The 16,156-nt window shown below is 67.9% G+C and carries 14 protein-coding genes and 1 riboswitch; of the genes, 2 read left to right on the top strand and 12 right to left on the bottom strand.

All coding sequences use genetic code 11. The features are described 5' to 3' along the window. Positions 1-2: 2 nt before the first annotated feature. The 4 genes from ABD116_RS04025 to ABD116_RS04010 form a co-directional block, all read right to left on the bottom strand. Entirely contained in the window at positions 3-2,831 is a 2,829-nt protein-coding gene (locus ABD116_RS04025) for a neutral/alkaline non-lysosomal ceramidase N-terminal domain-containing protein (RefSeq protein ID WP_343964906.1), read from the bottom strand. Further along, positions 2,828-3,238, bottom strand: coding sequence for a hypothetical protein (locus ABD116_RS04020; protein WP_343964904.1), 411 nt, complete (start codon positions 3,236-3,238; stop codon positions 2,828-2,830). The genes ABD116_RS04025 and ABD116_RS04020 overlap by 4 nt, the downstream gene beginning before the upstream one ends. 282 nt (positions 3,239-3,520) lie before the next feature. Then, positions 3,521-4,501 carry a sugar-binding transcriptional regulator gene (locus tag ABD116_RS04015; RefSeq protein ID WP_343964902.1) on the bottom strand — a complete coding sequence of 327 codons (981 nt, stop codon included), beginning with the start codon at positions 4,499-4,501 and terminating at the stop codon, positions 3,521-3,523. A 31-nt stretch (positions 4,502-4,532) separates the two neighbouring features. Next, positions 4,533-6,062, bottom strand: coding sequence for a glycoside hydrolase family 140 protein (locus ABD116_RS04010; RefSeq protein ID WP_343964900.1), 1,530 nt, complete (start codon positions 6,060-6,062; stop codon positions 4,533-4,535). Between the two features lie 49 nt (positions 6,063-6,111). After that, positions 6,112-6,245, top strand: a riboswitch (FMN riboswitch). 117 nt (positions 6,246-6,362) lie between these two features. Here ABD116_RS04010 and ribB point away from each other — a divergent pair. After that, positions 6,363-6,980, top strand: coding sequence for a 3,4-dihydroxy-2-butanone-4-phosphate synthase (gene ribB, locus ABD116_RS04005; protein WP_343964898.1), 618 nt, complete (start codon positions 6,363-6,365; stop codon positions 6,978-6,980). Here the strand turns inward: ribB and ABD116_RS04000 are convergent. Genes ABD116_RS04000 through ABD116_RS03970 form a run of 7 tightly spaced genes read right to left on the bottom strand, consistent with a single transcriptional unit; the run spans position 6,964 to position 13,850 of the window. Continuing rightward, complete coding sequence (locus ABD116_RS04000; protein ID WP_343964896.1) at positions 6,964-7,929, bottom strand: transketolase family protein; 966 nt, start codon at positions 7,927-7,929, stop codon at positions 6,964-6,966. The two genes, ribB and ABD116_RS04000, sit on opposite strands and share 17 nt — an antisense overlap. Continuing rightward, positions 7,926-8,840, bottom strand: a complete 915-nt coding sequence (locus ABD116_RS03995; RefSeq protein ID WP_343964894.1) for a transketolase — start codon at positions 8,838-8,840, stop codon at positions 7,926-7,928. The genes ABD116_RS04000 and ABD116_RS03995 overlap by 4 nt, the downstream gene beginning before the upstream one ends. Further along, positions 8,837-9,838, bottom strand: coding sequence for a sugar phosphate isomerase/epimerase family protein (locus ABD116_RS03990; protein ID WP_343964892.1), 1,002 nt, complete (start codon positions 9,836-9,838; stop codon positions 8,837-8,839). The genes ABD116_RS03995 and ABD116_RS03990 overlap by 4 nt, the downstream gene beginning before the upstream one ends. Before the next feature lie 21 nt (positions 9,839-9,859). Then, the gene (locus tag ABD116_RS03985; protein WP_343964890.1) at positions 9,860-10,750 is read right to left on the bottom strand and encodes a carbohydrate ABC transporter permease; all 891 of its coding nucleotides are present in this window, start codon (positions 10,748-10,750) and stop codon (positions 9,860-9,862) included. Next, positions 10,747-11,652, bottom strand: a complete 906-nt coding sequence (locus ABD116_RS03980; protein ID WP_343964888.1) for a carbohydrate ABC transporter permease — start codon at positions 11,650-11,652, stop codon at positions 10,747-10,749. The genes ABD116_RS03985 and ABD116_RS03980 overlap by 4 nt, the downstream gene beginning before the upstream one ends. Before the next feature lie 9 nt (positions 11,653-11,661). Continuing rightward, positions 11,662-12,960 (bottom strand): ABC transporter substrate-binding protein, encoded by a 1,299-nt coding sequence (locus ABD116_RS03975; protein WP_343964886.1) that lies wholly within the window; start codon positions 12,958-12,960, stop codon positions 11,662-11,664. After that, complete coding sequence (locus tag ABD116_RS03970) at positions 12,957-13,850, bottom strand: nucleoside hydrolase (protein ID WP_343964884.1); 894 nt, start codon at positions 13,848-13,850, stop codon at positions 12,957-12,959. The genes ABD116_RS03975 and ABD116_RS03970 overlap by 4 nt, the downstream gene beginning before the upstream one ends. A gap of 120 nt (positions 13,851-13,970) precedes the next feature. On the opposite strand from ABD116_RS03970, the gene ABD116_RS03965 reads away from it, so the two are divergent. Further along, positions 13,971-15,401, top strand: coding sequence for an FGGY-family carbohydrate kinase (locus ABD116_RS03965; protein ID WP_343964883.1), 1,431 nt, complete (start codon positions 13,971-13,973; stop codon positions 15,399-15,401). A 25-nt stretch (positions 15,402-15,426) separates the two neighbouring features. On the opposite strand, the gene narI is transcribed toward ABD116_RS03965, so the two are convergent. After that, on the bottom strand, positions 15,427-16,156 hold a 730-nt coding region (gene narI, locus ABD116_RS03960; RefSeq protein ID WP_343964882.1), incomplete at its 5' end, for a respiratory nitrate reductase subunit gamma.

The raw sequence follows: 16,156 nt of genomic DNA, 5'->3' as shown, positions 1-16,156 counted from the left end.
CGTCACGCCTCAGCCACGGCGCTGGTGGCGCCACGCCAGTGCCGGACGGCCTCCTCGGGCGACCCGAGCCGGTGGAAGGGATCCTCCAGCCACGACCGCAACAGTTCGGCGGACCGGGCGGCGTACAGACCGTCCGCGATCCGCTCGTCGAAGGTCCAGCGCAGCGTCAGCATCTGCCGCACCTGAACGGTCCCGGCGACGGCCACCGGGGTCGGCCGAACCTGGCCCACGACGAGGAACAGCGGGCAGTCCCCGTGCTGGTAGAGATGGTGGAAGGCCGCATCCGTCTTGAGGCTGCCCAGGTTCGAGACCACGGCCGATGCGTACAGCGGGTCCGAGCGGCTCAGCGCGCCGGGCAGCAGTCCCCGCTCGGCAAGCCAGTGGGACAAGCTGATCGCCACGTCCAGCAGGGGAGTCGGCAGGGTCAGGAACAGGTCCACCTCCTTGTCGACGTCGGCGCCATGCCCGACGCGTGCCTCCGTCACGGCGGCTTCGAGGCTGCGGATCGTGGTGGCGAGCGGTTCGTTCGGCTCGAAGCGCCGCTTGAGCATCTCCAGCGGTGCGTCGTCGGTCATCGCCTTCTTGGCGCCGAAGGACAGGTAGATGCCGTCGCGGTCGTAGTACCGGCGGCGGGCGATGAACCTGTTCAGCCGGGGGCGGTCGTGCAGCAGCTGGGCCACCTGGTGCAGTACCAGGACGAAGAGGCTCAGCGGCGGACCGCCCGCCGCGTTCCAGCGGCGGATCCAGTCCTGCGCCGCCGCGATGTCGATGTGCTGCTCGAAGTAGACCTCTGAGTCGGTACGCCGGCGCATGACGAACGGCATGATGGCCCGTTCGCCGGGGACGTCAACGCGCCGGCCGTTGCGCCGCGGCAGTCTGATCCGCACCGTCATCACCTCCTCCGCTCTCGATGGTGAACACCCGCGACGATCCCGAGTAGGGCCGAAGGACCCGGTCGTGGACCTCTCCGTGCCAGCAGATCTGGTAGTCACCGGGCTCCGCGGCAGCGGGCACGGTCCAGGTGACGACCACGAGCTGACCGCGCCGGGCGCGCCGCCACCGGAACGTGGTGGACCAGTCGCCGTCGTCGGCGACGGTGGTCCAGCTGTGGCCGTCCGACCTGCGGACCTCCAGGTAGGTGCCGTTGCGATGCAGGTCGTGGTCGGATAAGCCGCCGCGAACACCGCCGTCACGGTGTCGCCGTGGCGGTACCGGGATCGCGGTTCGACGAGCACGTCGCCGAACCGGTGACCGGGCGGCGGCTGGTCAGGCGGAATCCGCGGCCGGGCGTGCCGCTGACGGTCACTGAGATCCGGTCCGGCTGAGCCGATGCTGACCGGTTTCCCGTCCCGCATCGCCGTCGCCAGCTCGGAGACGATCTGGACCAGGGCGGGCAGGGTCCAGCGACCGAACAGGGTGCTGCCACCTTCGTACTGCTGGGTGTCGTACTCCTCCGGGGTGGTGACGTAGTGGAGATAGCCGTTGCTGTAGCCGGCGACCAGTACATCGGCGAGGTCAGCCGCCAGGATCGATGCGACCGCCCGGCGCAGGCGCAGTCCGGCGACGATCGTGACCTCGGCGGGGATACCGATCAGGACGAGCTGACCGATCCGCAGCAACTGGATCGGCGCTGCCCGCGCGACGTAGGGACCGAACAGGTTCACCGCCCGCCCGCCGACGACCATCGCCTTCGGAGCCTGGGCGTCCCGCAGCCGTGGGGAACGGGCATAGACGAGCCGGGAGAGCCGGTCCCACAAGGGATTGCCGCCTTCGCGGAAGCCGCGGAAGGCTGGACCGTCCTCGTGGCTGCCGGCCAGTGCGGAGGCGCCGCCGATCGGGTCGCCGGTCTGGTGCACCCTGCCGTCGCCGGTGAATTCCGGCCGTACCGTGACGGCGGCGAGGTCCACATAGGTGAGCCGGTGGTCGATTCCCGCTGTCAGGGTCCGGCCCCCGGCCGTCATCAGCGCGGCGGCCGCGGCGTACTGGCGGAGTCCGATGATGCGGGTGTTCTCCAGATCGTTCGCGGTCGGCCCGTGTCCGGGTCTCAGCTCCAGGTTCGGCGTCTGATCGCCGGCGTTGGTCTGGGCGAACGCGGCGACGAAGTCCGCGGACCGGCGAGCGCGGTAGTCGACGCCTTCGACCAGCCGCTCCCAGTGGTACGCGGCGTAGCCCTTGTTGTCCGCGCTGATCAGCGTGTTGGTGTTCGTCATGCTGGTGTTGTGGGTGGCGAACCAGTTGATCGCCCCGACCGGGCTGCCGTCGCGGTCGATCCGCAGCAGCGTCGTCTGTGGATCGATACCGTCGGGGAAATGGTCCCGGTCACCCACCGGGTTGTTGTCGAAGGCAACCTTGGAGCGATTGGCGCTGGCGTTCTCGAGCCGGCCGTGGGCGAGGGTCAGCACGGCCGGCGCCAGGTCGTCGTGTGCGCGGCGGACCGCTTCGGTCATGCCGTCGACGATCGCGGTGAAGGTCCTGGGCCGGAAGCCGCCGGTGTTCGAGTGGTACAGCCGATGATGGGAGTAGCCGCCCGGCCCGGAGTGCGTGTGCGTTGCGGTCACCATCGTGTTCTGCTCGGTGTAGAGACCGTCGTACTCCCGCGCCAGAGCGTGCAGCAGCGCACGGTGGATGCTGTCGAAGACCATCGGCAGGTCGTTGATCACCAACAGCACTCGCCGGCCACTCGCCGGGTGCAGCACGGCGAACGCCCGCGACCGCAGTCTCAGGTGGATGCCCTCACTGCGCTGCCAGGACTTGCCGTAGCCGAGCATGCCGACCTCCACCGGCTCACCGGTGATATCGGCGATGCCGCGACCCACGAGGTACTCGGTCATCTCAGCGAGCCTCCGTCCGCACGCACTCTGCAGCAGCATCCGTCGCCCGCGCGGCTCACGGCAGGGCCGAAGGTCCCTTCACTGGTCCTGTGAGCAGCCGAGAGCTGGATGGGGCGGGTGGTGTGTGGGTTGACTGTTGGAAGTGGCAGCAGATGCGGACGGTCGAATGCTTCCAGCCAGCCGGCGACGGGCCAGCCGATGTTGCCGTCCTGGTAGTTCGACGGGAACTGCCCGAAGCGGCTGTGAACATAGAGGTACCAGACCGTGAGAGCGATCGGTCCCGGTGCCAGTACGGCGAGCGTCCGGATCGTGCTCTGGCCGTTGAAATGCGTCGTCACGTCGTAGGTGTTCAGATGGTCGAACACCGGCGCCAGTTCGCCGCGGCGATGCAACTCCTGGGCCGGCAACGCGGCCGAACCGTGGACTGCGACAGAGCTCGACCGCCTTGAAGAGTTGGCCCGTCGCAACATCCGCCGTGTGTGATCGGTATCAGGCTTGGTCGTCCCGAGATCGCCGTTGCGCAGAAGGCGGCACAGGCCGGTATCACGCTCGAGCCGGCGAACCAGCCGCCGTACGGCAAGAGCACGGCTGAGCCCAACCCGATCCAGCCGCTGGGTTCGCCAGAACAACCGGACGGGCCGGCCGGTTACGTCGCACGGGCTCTGCTCAACGTGACGCCATGTATCGCGTCATCGGGGGGCTTCGACCAGGCGGGTTGCCATCGCCAGGTCGGTGATCAGGATGTTGACCCAGCTGCCTAGCAGGGCGGCGCGAATCGCGGAGAACTTACGGTCGCCGCCGGCGACTCCGATGCGGCGGGGTACCGCGAGCAGTTCTTTGGCGCTGACGCCGATCACCCGCTGGTCGAAGGACGAGGGGACGTGGTTCCCGTCCTCGTCGAAGAAGCGGAAGCAGACGTCGCCGACGGCGCCGAGCCGGCGTAGTTCCTCCTGGTCCCGTTCGGCGACCGCGTTGCCGCTGCGTTGCAGGAGCGGGGACGGTTCGAGACTGCCGATCCCGACCATCGCGTCGGTGAGCTGACCCCAGGTGCCCAGAACGTCGCGAACGGACTCGTCGTTCATCATCGCGCGCCGTACCGCGGATGATCCGACCAGTCCTGGTGCCGGGAGGTAGACAGGCATCGCGCCGGTCAGTTCGGCGAAGCGGGCGGTCAGGCGGGTGGCCTGCATCTGCACCGCCGGATCGCCGAGACCGCCGACGATCTGGACGACCTTGTCGACCACCGGCACGCTCTTGCGTGGCATCCGGTCGACCGCGCTGATGAGCGTCTCGCTCCAGGACGAGATCCCGATGACGTGGCCGCCGCTGAGCGTCATGTCGAGGTAGGCGGCTGCCCCCGAACCAAGAGCGGGGAGTACGTCGTCAGCCGAGCCCGCGGTGTCGACGACGACGGCGTCTCGTAGACCGTACCGGCTCTGCAGCTCGTCCTCCAGATCGCTGTGCACGCCGCTCGGCATGGTCACCACGGTGTGGACGATCCCGACCTCCACGGCCTGCTTCAGCATCCGCGACACTCGCGCCTGGGAGAGGTTCAGCTCGGTCGCGATCTTCGGCTGGCGGATGCCCTTCTCGTGGTACATCCGGGCCACCTTCGCGAGCAGCCGTAGCTCGTCCAGCCCGGGCTGACGTACTGCGCGCTTGCCGTTCACCTTGACCCCCTTCAGGCCGATCAGGATTGGACTATAGGCCAGCCAGACAGATGTACACCCGAGGTGCGCCGCCGGCGTCGGGGAGCGGATCGGCCGGTGACCGCCGCCTGCCGGTCGCAACGACCGAGCCGTCCCGGGGATCCACGATCCGGTAGCCGAGCGGGACGGTGTCGTCGAACACCGGAACCGGCCCGCCTTGGTCTCGGTAGACGATGAACAGCCGCCCCGGTACGCCGAGGGCCCGCGCCGCGATCGCCTTCGTCCAGTCGGGCGCCATGTCGGTCGTCGGCAGCCCGGCCAGGATCGTGCTGATCAGACCGACGTAGGTCGATCCCTCGAAGTCGACCGCTGCACGCCAGTCGGCTCCCGGGGCGAGGAAGTACTCCTCGTGCCCCGGCTCGGCGGGGTGGAGACGCCATTGCCAGAGGCTGCCGGCGCCGTACACGACTCCCATCGTCCCGCCCGCGCACAGGTTGCTCCAGGCTTCGTGTCCCTGCCACCAGCCGCTCGCCTTGCCGGTTCGTCCCGTGTTCTCGTACGTCGGTTCTCCGTTGGCGACGGCCTTGACCGGCAGGTTCCGCCACATGTCCGCGACCCGCTCGGGGACGTGCTCACCCTCGTGACCGGTCTGGCACCACTGGAAGTCCAGCCAGTCGGCGTCCTGATGGGCCTGCGGACGGATGTGCGGCCGGTAGTGGATGCCGGTCGGTTGCCGGTAGCAGTCCCAGGCGTGCACCTCTTCGCCACCGGCGGCGATCTGGGGCTCGTCGCCGCTGCCATCGGCGCCGACGAGGTAGATCGCCGGGCTCGCGCCGTATCTCGCGACGAGATAGCGGCAGTACCGCGCGTACTCCGCGGGTGGCACGACCGGGCCGGCCACGTCGAGACCCTTCCAGCCGAAGCCGTGGAAGACCGGCTGGAGGACCGGTACCAGGTGATGGTCGACGAGAATCCGGAGCAGCTCGTCGAGGTACTGGAAATAGCCGACCTCGAGCTCGTTCAGGTGACCGGAGCCGAGGTCGGCGAAACCGACGCCGAAACCCTCGTCCTGGGTGCGGTCGCGCGGCCCGACCGCTCGCATGTCCGGCTGCACGGTCATCAGGAGCACCGCGTTGAAGCCCTTCGCCTGCCGGTCCGCGGCATAGCTCCGGACCTGTTCGGGGGTCGCGCGCCAGGGGAGTGCCCAGGCGGTGTCGGCCACCAGGATCGCCGGCGTACCGTCCGCGTGGACGAGGCTTCGGCCACCGGCCGACATCCGCCAGAAGCCATGGGCGAGGAACGGATTGCGCTCGTCGGCGTCGGCCGTACCGATGTCCAGGCGACCGGTCTGCCCGCCCACCGCGCCGCCACTGGTCCACGACCAGCGTCCAGGCTCGGGTGCGGCGAACCGGACCCGCCAGGACTCCCCACCGTCCCAGAACGCGGGACGCCGCAGCCGGGTACCACCCTCGTGCTCGAAATCCACCCAGACCTCGGCCTCGGCGTAGGGAGCGGCGTGCCGACCCGACAGTGTGAACTCGAGCTCGCGCCAGACGACCGGGTCAGGGACTGAGATGGACATGACACTCCACGTGGTGAGCTGTGCGGATAGACTGGCGCGCAAACGTAGAACACGTGCTCTGGGGTCGGTGAAATTCCGAGCCGGCGGTGACAGTCCGCGACCCGTGCGCTCGCAAGAGCGTCCGGTTGATCTGGTGAAACTCCAGAACCGACGGTAAAAGTCCGGATGGGAAGATGCACGTGGCAGTCTGCGGGACGGTGTGCGTTGCCGACGTGACCGGGTGAGTCCACCCGTCGCGTCCGCGTTGCCGTCGCGGAGCTTGTCGTTGCCCCGGAGCGCCATGCCGAGAGGACAACGACCGTGAGTTCTGTAAAGACCAGGCTGGACACCATCCAGCGAGCCGTCGACGAGATAGCGCTCGGCCGGCCGGTGGTGGTCGTGGACGACGAGGACCGGGAGAACGAGGGCGATCTGACCTTCGCGGCCGGCCTGGCGACTCCGGAGTTGATGGCGCTGCTGGTGCGCTACACGAGCGGCTACGTCTGCGCACCGGCCGCACCCGAGATCCTCGACCGGCTCGCGTTGCCGCTGATGGTTCCGGACAACCAGGACAGCCTGCGGACGGCGTACACGGTCTCCGTCGACGCCGCCACCGGAGTCGGGACGGGCATCTCCGCCGCCGACCGGGCGCGGACGGTCCGCGTGCTGGCCGACCCGGCGGCACAGCCCACGGACCTGATCCGGCCCGGTCACATCCTGCCGCTGCGTGCGGTGCCGGGCGGCGTCCGGCAGCGACCGGGTCACACCGAGGCCACCGTCGAACTCGTCCGGCTGGCGGGGTTGCCACCGGTGGGTGTGATCGGTGAGTTGATGAACGACGACGGCACTCTGATGACCGGTCCGGACCTGCGGGCTTTCGCCGACAGGCACGACCTCGCGATGGTCTCGATCGCCGATCTGGTCAGTTTCCTGTCCTGACCAATCGGCGCGCGGCCTCCGCGATGCCCGCGGGGGACAGGCCATAGCGGTCCAGGAGATAGCCGGCCGATCCCGTCGGGGCGAACTCGGGGAAGCCGAGGATCGAGACCCGCGTCGGGTGGTGCTGGACGACGGTCTCCGCGACCGCGCCGCCGAGCCCGCCGCCGGACACGGCCTCCTCCGCGGTGACGATTCCGGCCGTCTCCCGCGCGGCCGCGACGACGGCGTCGACGTCGAGCGGCTTGACCGTGGGCATCGACAGCACTCTGGCTGAGATTCCCTCGGCGGCGAGTTGCTCGGCGGCGGCCAGGGCCCGCCACAGGATCGTCCCGTTGCTGATCAGCGTCACGTCGTTCCCGGCCCGGACGGTGATCGCCTTGCCGACCTGGAACCGGTAGTCGTCGCGGTAGATCATCGGCACGCTCATCCGGCTGACCCGGATGAAGACGGGCCCCTCGACCGCCGCGGCCCAGCGCAGCGCGGCCGCGGTCTCGATCGGATCGGCAGGGACGACGACGGTGAGATTGGCGATCGCGCGCAGCCAGGCGATGTCCTCGACCGAGTGATGCGTCGGGCCCAGCTCGCCGTAGGCCACCCCGGGGCTCATCCCGCACAGCTTGACGTTGGTGTTCGAGTACGCGACGTCCGCCTTGATCTGCTCCAGCGCCCGGGCGGTGAGGAAGCAGGAAGCAGCCGAGACGAACGGGATCCGGCCGCCGTTGGCCAGTCCGGACGCGACCCCGACCATGTCCTGTTCGGCGATGCCGACGTTGATCAGCCGATCCGGGAAGGCCTTGCGGAAACTGTTCAGCTTGCTCGAACCGACCGAGTCGTTCACCACGCCGACGATCCGGTGATCCGCGTGCGCCAGCTCGGCGAGCGTCTCGACGTAGGCGTCGCGGCAGTCGTACCGCGGCTGGTCGGCGATCGAGGTGTCGACGACGGTCATACCAACTCCCTGTCGTATCGGGGTCTGCCCACGGACTCCAGTTCGGTCAGCGCCTGCTGGAACTCGGCGCTGTCGGGGACCCGGTGGTGCCAGGCGACGTTGTTGCTCATGTACGAGATCGGATGGCCCTTGTGGGTGTGGGCGATCACGAAGGTCGGTTTGCCCGGCCGGAACGGTACGGCGGACAGCACGTCGAGCAGCTCGCCGTGGTCGTGCCCGTTGACCTCGACCACCGCGAAGCCGAACGCAGCCGCCTTGTCGGGCAGCGGATCGAGGTCGTTGGTCTCCTTGGTGGTGGCGCCCTGTTGCAGCCGGTTCCGGTCGACGATCACGGTCAGCCGGTCCAGCTGGTACTGCGAGGCGGCCATCATCGCCTCCCAGTTACTGCCCTCCTGCAACTCGCCGTCGCCGACCAGGACATAGGTACGGCGCATGGACACGTCCAGCTTGGCCGACAAGGCGTGGCCGACCGCGATCGGCAGCCCGTGGCCGAGCGGTCCGGTGTTGGCCTCGACGCCGGCGACCTTGCGCCGGTTGGGATGGCCGTTCAGCGCGGACAGCGGCTTCAGGAAGGTGGCGAGCTCCTCGACCGGGAGGAAACCGAACGCGGCCAGGGTGGTGTACAGCGCCCCGGCGACGTGCCCCTTGCTCAGGATGAACCGGTCGCGTTCGGGATCGGTGACCTGGTCCGGGCTGATCTCGAGGACGGCGCCGTACAGGGTCGCCAGGATGTCGATCGCGGAGAAGTCACCGCCGATGTGCCCGGCCCCGGCATGGTGGACCAGCTTGAGGTCCTGGATCCGGATCTGCCGGGCGGCCTCGGCGATGTGCGCCACCTGCTCGCTACGGCTGCTGTGGATCGGCAGCCGTCCGAGGACCGGCATCGTCGTGTGTTCGACCGTCAGCGTCATGCATCCCCCAGCTCGGTCAGGCAGGTGAGCAAGACGTTCTGGATCAGCCGTTGCGCCGCCAGTGCGTCGTGCGAGGCTTGTGCCGCGGCCAGGGCGTCCTCGTCGAGCCGGTCGAGTGCGTGGTGCACTGCCTTGAGGAACCGGATCGCCTGCTTGGCGGCTTGGACGCTGTCCTCGCGGAACGGGAACTGGTCCAGCTGCCAGACGCCTTCCCAGTTGTTCCTGCGCAGCGTGTGGAAGAACTCGAACGTCTCGACCAGGTGGACCGAACCGACCACCATGTCGTCGTCCCAGCCGCGCAGGTTGTCGTTGACGTCGATCGCGAACAGCCGGCCGTAGTCGATCGCCAGCTGGGCCGCGTCGGCGGGCGTCTCCTGACCGTAGAGCGAGTGCCCGAAGTCGAGCAGGATTCCGAGGTTCGGCAACCCGATCTTCTCGATCCCGAGCAGGGTGCGGGCGACGTTGGGGAAGATGATCTTCACCCGCGGCTCGCGTGGCTTGTACTCGATCACGAAGTTGATGTCGGGGTGGGCCGAGACCAGTTCGGTCAGGCCGTCCAGGGCCAGGTTCCAGATGTCGTGGTAGTTCACCTGGAACGGGTAGTCCCAGCCGTCCTGGCCCGGCCAGAGCTTCACGTAGGAACAGCCGAGGTCCTTCGCCAGCTCGGTTGCCTGGTGCAACAGTTCCATCGCCTGTTTGCGCACGGCGGGGTCCGGGTTGGTGAAGGATCCCTTGACGAAGTCGCGGGTGTAGATCTCCGGAGTGATCGCGATCGCCTTCAGGTTGTTGCGGGCCAGCGCGGCCTTCACCTCGTCGAGGGTTCCGTCGTAGCCGACGAACGGCCAGTTCAGGTCGACCACGGACAGGTCCCCGACGGCGCCGGCCCGGTCGATCTGCTCGAGCAGCCCGACCGGCGGTCCGTAGCCGTCGGTGGCGTAGCGGTCCTTGTAGGTCGCGAAGTGCCAGATACCCGCGCCGAAGACCGGCATGTCAGTCATGGTCATCTCCTTCATATCTGGTCAGCCCTTGGTGGCGCCGGCGGTCAGGCCGCCGACGATCCAGCGCTGGAGCAGGGTGTATGCGATCAGGATCGGCACCACGGCGATCAGGATGCCCGCCGCGAGACCGGTGTTGTTGTTGGCGAACTGGCCCTGGAAGTTGAGCAGCCCGACCGGGATCGTCTTGTGCGCGTCGGAGTTCAGCAGGATCAGCGCGAACAGGAACTCGTTCCAGGTCGCCACCGCGTCCAGGATCGCGACCGTCACCAGGGCCGGCAACGACAGCGGCAGGATCATCGTGAAGAACACCCGCCAGTTGCCGGCGCCGTCCACCTTGGCCGCCTCGATGATCTCGTCGGGGATCTGCCGGAAGAACGACTGCAGCACCAGCACCTCGAACGGGATGCCGAAGGCGAGGTACGGTCCGATCAGGCCGAACAGACTGTCGGTCGCGCCGGCCGAGCGCATCATGATGAAGACCGGGACGATCGCGATGTAGATCGGGATGGTCAGCCCGAGGAAGACCGTGAACATCACCGTCCGGCGGAACTTCATCCGCAGCTTGGCCAGGGCGAACCCGAGCATGGCCGAGATCAGCACTCCGAGCGGCACCTTCATCAGTGCCAGCAGCGCGCTGTTGCGGTACGTGGTGGCGAAGTTGCCGATGCCCCACGCGTCCTTGAAGTTGGCCAGGGTGAACTGGTCCGGCCAGGACAGCGGCCCGCTGCCGATGAAGTCCGCGAGCGGCCGGACCGCGGTGACCACCAGCAGTGCCAGCGGGGAGATCCAGAAGATCGCCGCCACCGCGAGCACCAGAGTCATCACCAGCCCGCGCCGGCCCTTGGGCGGCCGGCTCGCCGGTGCCACCTCGGCGGGTACGGCGGTCTGCACCCGAACCGGCGCGATCGTCATGATGCCTCCCGGGTCTGCGACCGCACGTACGGGATGCCCACCGCGATTGCGACGAGGGTGATCACGACCGCGATCGCCGTACCGTAACCAGCCTGGTAGTACTGGAAGACGTTGAAGTACATCCAGGTTCCCATCACCTGCGTCGACGTACCGGGACCGCCGTACGTCATCGCGTAGATCATGTCGAAGACCTTGAACGAGTCGATCAGCGACAGCGCGAGCACGATGTAGTGGGCCGGTCGCAGGCTCGGCATCGTGATGTGCCAGAACTGTTGCCACCGGCTCGCACCGTCGACGGTCGCCGCCTCGTAGAGCTCGTCCGGAATTCCCTGCAGGGCGGCAAGGTAGAGCAGCATCGGGAAGCCGGTCCGCAACCAGATCGCCGGCACCATCACCGCCCACAACGCGGTCGAGTCCTGTCCCAGCCACGGCTGCGCGAGCCCGTCGAGCCCGATCAATCGCAGGAACGAGTTGATCGCGCCGTACTGCGGGTTGTAGAGCCAGCCCCAGATCGAGGCGATCGACACCAGCGGCAGGACCGCCGGGGTGTAGAAGACCAGCCGCAGGATCGGCTTGCCGTGCACCTTGCCGTTCAGCGCGATCGCGAGCGCCAGGCCGATCACGGTCGGCACCGCGATCGTCACCACGGTCCAGATCACGTTGTTGCGGACCGCGGACACGACGACCGGGTCGCTCGGCAGTTTGACGTAGTTCTCCAGCCCGACGAACCTGTACGTCGCGCTCAGACCGTCCCAGTCGGTCAGGCTGAACCACACTGATGACATCGCCGGGTACACCAGGAACGCGACGTACACCACCAGGGCAGGCAGCGCGAACAACCACGGCGACCACTTGCCGCCCCGCTTGACCTTCGTTGGCTTGGACAGTGCGATCGTCGCCATGGTGGCCGATCAGCCCTTCGCCCAGGCCGAGACGATGTCCTGCATCTTCTTCGCCGCGGCGTCCGGCTTCAGCGAGCCCTGGAGCAGATCGCTCTGCACGCTGAAGTACTGGTCGGCCTGCTTCTTCGGGAACGCCTGGTCCTGGATCGTGTAGAACGGGTTGCCGCCGAACTTCTGCGCCCACTCCGCTGACAGCGGCAGCGCCTTCGGGTCGGGCTCGGCGCCCTTGACCGTCGACGCACTGACCTGCATCGCCTTCTGCGTCGCGGGCTGCACGATGAAGTCGAGCAGTGCGGCGCTCTTGTCGGCGTTCCCGGTCTTGGCGTTGATCATGTAGCCCTCGACGAAGCCCGAGTGCCGGGCCGGGCTCTGGTCGGTCGGCAGCTCGAAGTTGCCGAAGGCGGCCGGGCTCTTCTTCGCCGACAAGATGGCGGCCGCCTCGGTCCAGGGTCCGGTGATCGTGTACGCCGTCTTGCCCTGGACGTACCCGGGTTCGATATCGGCCGGGTCGAGGCCGAGTGCGCCCTGCGGCAGCCACTTCTTGTCCTGCCACTTCTTGAACAACGCGAACGCCTCGACGACCTCGGGCCGGTCCCAGCTCTCGGCGCCGGTCAGCAGCTTGTCGTGCAGCTCCGGGCCGGCGGTGTGCTCGAGCAGGTACTCGAACAGCCGCATGATGTCCCAGCCGTACTTGCCGCCCAGACCACAGGGCGTGACCCCGACGGCGACCAGCTTGTCGTTCATCGTCTCCAGCTCGGCGTAGGTCTTCGGCGGGGCGCTGACACCGGCCTTCGCAAGGAGCGACTTGTTGTACCAGGCACCTATCCCGAGGGAGACGAACGGCAGGCCGGACTTCACACCGTCGAACGTCATCCCGCCGATCGCCGCGGTGTTGATCTTCGAGTCCCAGCCGTACTTCTGGTAGTACGGCGTCAGGTCGAGTGCCTGCTTCGCCTTCGCGAACGGGCTGCCGATCTGACCACCCCAGATCCGCCAGATGTCCGGGCCCTTGCCGCCCAGGAGCTGGGTCCGGAGCTTGTCCGGGTAGACGGCCGCTCCCGATCCGGGCAGGCTCTCGACGGTGGTCGTCGTACCGTTCTGCGCGTCGAACTTCTTCAGCTGCGCTTTCAGCAGGCCGATCGTCGAGTCGTCCTCGTAGGTGAACAACCGCAGGTTGTTGGAGGCGGCCGCGGTCGCGCCACTGCTGGTCGACGTACCGCTCCCGGTGCAGGCGGTCAGACCGGCGCCTGCGACGGCGGCGGAGGTGAGGCCGAGGAATCCCCGGCGGGTGAAGGTGCTGCCAGTCATGATGTGCTCCTTTGCCGGGCGAACCGGCGGATCTTGGCGAACATGTCCTCCAGCAGGAAGCGGACGTCGACCTGTTCGACCACACTGATCGGGTTGTTGGTGCCGGGCAGATACCAGCCGTCGATGCCGAACCGAGGGGCCGGACGCACCAGCAGGTTGCCGCTGTCGGGGTAGAGCATCAACGAGATGGCTGGCGAGTCGCCGAGGGAGCGGGACTCGATCGGCTCGCCGTGCCACTTCTCGTTCCACTCGTGCAACTGCTCGATGAGGTACTTGCCCAGAGGACCGGCGTCGCCGATCTTCTCGTCGAGTTCGGCGTAGCTGACCGACACCTTGGTGTAGACGTCGCTCGGTACCTGCCAGACGGTGACGCCGGATCCGAACACCACGTTGGCCGCGTGGATGTCGTTCGACAGGTTGAACTCGATACCGGGGTACGAGCTGTGACCGTGGTAGCCGCGGCCACCGATCCAGATCACGATCACCTCGCGGTGCACGATCTCCGGGTCGAGCAGGATCGCCGAAGCCATGTCGGTGAGCGGACCGAGGAAGGACACGAAGAGCGGGTCGCCCGGCCCGGCCAGCTTGGACTCCTCGATGATCAGCCGGGCACCGGGGGAGTCCACCGGAGTCTGCTCGTCCGGGATGCCGGTCGGGGCGCCGTTCGCGACCGGCACCTTGCCGGCCAGGTCGAGCAGGTCCAGCAGCAGGTCGATCTCCTCGCGCGATTCCGCCATGCTCCGGTTCGATCGGCGGGTGCCGAAATGGGCGGGGATCAGGCCGCGGATGTCGAAGGTCGGCGACAACAGTCCGTGCACGATCGCGAACTGGTCGTCGGCTTCGTTCTTGGCGTCGGTGTTGATGATCACCCGGCGTCTGCTCGGTTTCATCGGCTCCCATCCTGTGAATAGATATTCAGTACCGCATAAAGGCTCGCCATGAGTTTCACCGCGCCGCTAGAGTCCCGTCAAGAGCTCGGTTGAAAGTTGTCGGAAGGGGTGCGGTCGAAGGTGGCGAGAGCAGAGGCCGTACTGGCTGTCGATCAGGGCACCACGAACACGAAGGCGATTCTGATCGGCGCGGACGGCGCGGTACTGGGCGCGGGCGCCGCGCCGGTCGGGCTCTCGAGCCCTCGACCTGGCTGGGTCGAGCAGGATGCCGACGACATCTGGAGCAGCGTCCTGCGGGCCGTCGAGCAGGCGATCGCCGGTGCGGACCCAGTCGGCCTCGTCGGGATCGCCTTGTCGACGCAGCGTGAATCGGTCGTCGGGTGGAGTCGTGGTTCCGGGCGATCGGTGACACCGGTGATCGGCTGGCAGGACGTGCGGGCATCCACCTGGTGCTCGCAGCTACCGGCGGCTGTCGGCAAACTGGTCCGCTCGCGCACCGGGCTGAGGGTTGACGCGATGTTCTCGGCACCGAAGCTCAACTGGCTACTGTCGCGGCTCGATCCCGGCGATCTGCACGTCGGCACGATGGATTCGTGGCTGATCCATCAACTCACCGGTGGGCGTGAGCACCTGACCGAGGCCGGCAACGCGTCCCGGACCCTCCTGTACGACGTGGTCGAGCTCGGCTGGTCTACCGAACTGCTGGACGCCTTCGGGGTGCCGCGCTCCGTGCTGCCGGAGGTGCGCGCCTCGAATGCCGGCTTCGGGACAACCGCGGGCGTCCGCGGACTGCCGGACGGGATTCCGATTGTCGCGGTCCTCGGTGATTCGCATGCTGCGATGTATGGCCAGGGGTGCCGGTCGGCGGGGTTGGTCAAGGCCACCTATGGAACCGGGTCGTCGGTGATGACGCCGGTCGAATCGTTCGTCCCGGACGGCTGCACTCTGGCCTGGCTCACCGAGCGGCCGGTCTACGCACTCGAGGGCAACATCGTCTCGTCAGGTGCGGCGCTGGCCTGGACCGCCGAACTGCTCGGCCTGCCGGACGTCGGGACGCTTGTCGAGTTGGCTGCGACGGTGCCTGACGCAGGCGGTGTCACCCTGGTGCCGGCCTTCGCCGGGCTCGGGGCACCGCACTGGGACCGCAACGCCCGGGCGGCCATCACCGGGATGAGCACAGCCACCACGCGGGCGAACATCGCCCGCGCCTGTGTCGACGCGGTCGCTCACCAGATCTGCGACATCACCGACTGGATCGGCGCGACCGGAGTTCCCCTTTGCCGGCTGCGCGCGGACGGCGGCGCGACCGTGTCCAGCCTGTTGATGCAGACCCAGGCCGACCTGCTCGGCTTCGGAGTGGAGGTTTCCGACGTCGCCGAAATCTCAGCACTCGGGGCCGCCGAACTCGCCTGGACGACGCTCGGCCAGACGACCGGCTGGGCAGAGCAACGAACCACCCGCGTCTTCGAACCCACCCTCGACCAGTCCGCTCGCAGGCGACAGCGCGCCCACTGGGCCGGCGCCGTCGCCGCGGTACAGGCACCCTCCTGATCCCGGGCGAGACCCACGCTGGTTCTCATCGGGTCCGATCCCAGCCGCGACGGGGGCGGTGGCTGCCGAGGCCGGCGTCGTCGCGGCTGCGGTAGACGATGTAGGGGCGGGTCAGGTAGCCGACCGGAGCGCTGAAGACGTGGACCAGGCGGGTGAAGGGCCATAGCGCGAAGAGGCCGAAGGCGACGAGGGCGTGGAGCTGGAAGCCGAGCGGCGCTTGGCTCATCAGCGAGGCGTCGGGATGGAAGGCGAGGAACGAGCGGTACCAGACCGAGACGCCTTCGCGGTAGTTGTACTCGCCGCCGATCGTCAGGATCGAGCCGGCGATCGTGTTCCACATGCCCAGCACGATCGCGGCCGCCAGGAAGGCGTACATCACCTTGTCCATCACCGTCGTGGCGGAGAAGACGGGACCGACCGTGCGTCGGCGGTAGACCAGGATGGCCAGACCGGCCACCGTCATCACGCCGGCCAGCAAGCCTCCGGTCACGGCCACCACGTGGTACGTCCGTTCGCTGACCCCGATGGCGTCCGTCCAGGACTGCGGCACCAGCAGACCGATGACGTGGCCGCCCACGACGCCGAGCATGCCGAAGTGGAACAGTGGGCTGCCGATCCGGAGCAACCGGTTCTCGTAGAGCTGGGAAGACCTGGTGGTCCAGCCGAACTTGTCGTAGCGGTAGCGCCACAGGTGACCGGCTACGAAGATCGTCAGGCACAGGTAGGGGACGATGACGAAGAGGAACTCGTTCATC

The sequence above is a fragment of the Kribbella koreensis genome (assembly GCF_039525325.1).
GTDB lineage: Bacteria > Actinomycetota > Actinomycetes > Propionibacteriales > Kribbellaceae > Kribbella > Kribbella koreensis.
This window is presented reverse-complemented; position numbering and strand designations above follow the sequence as displayed.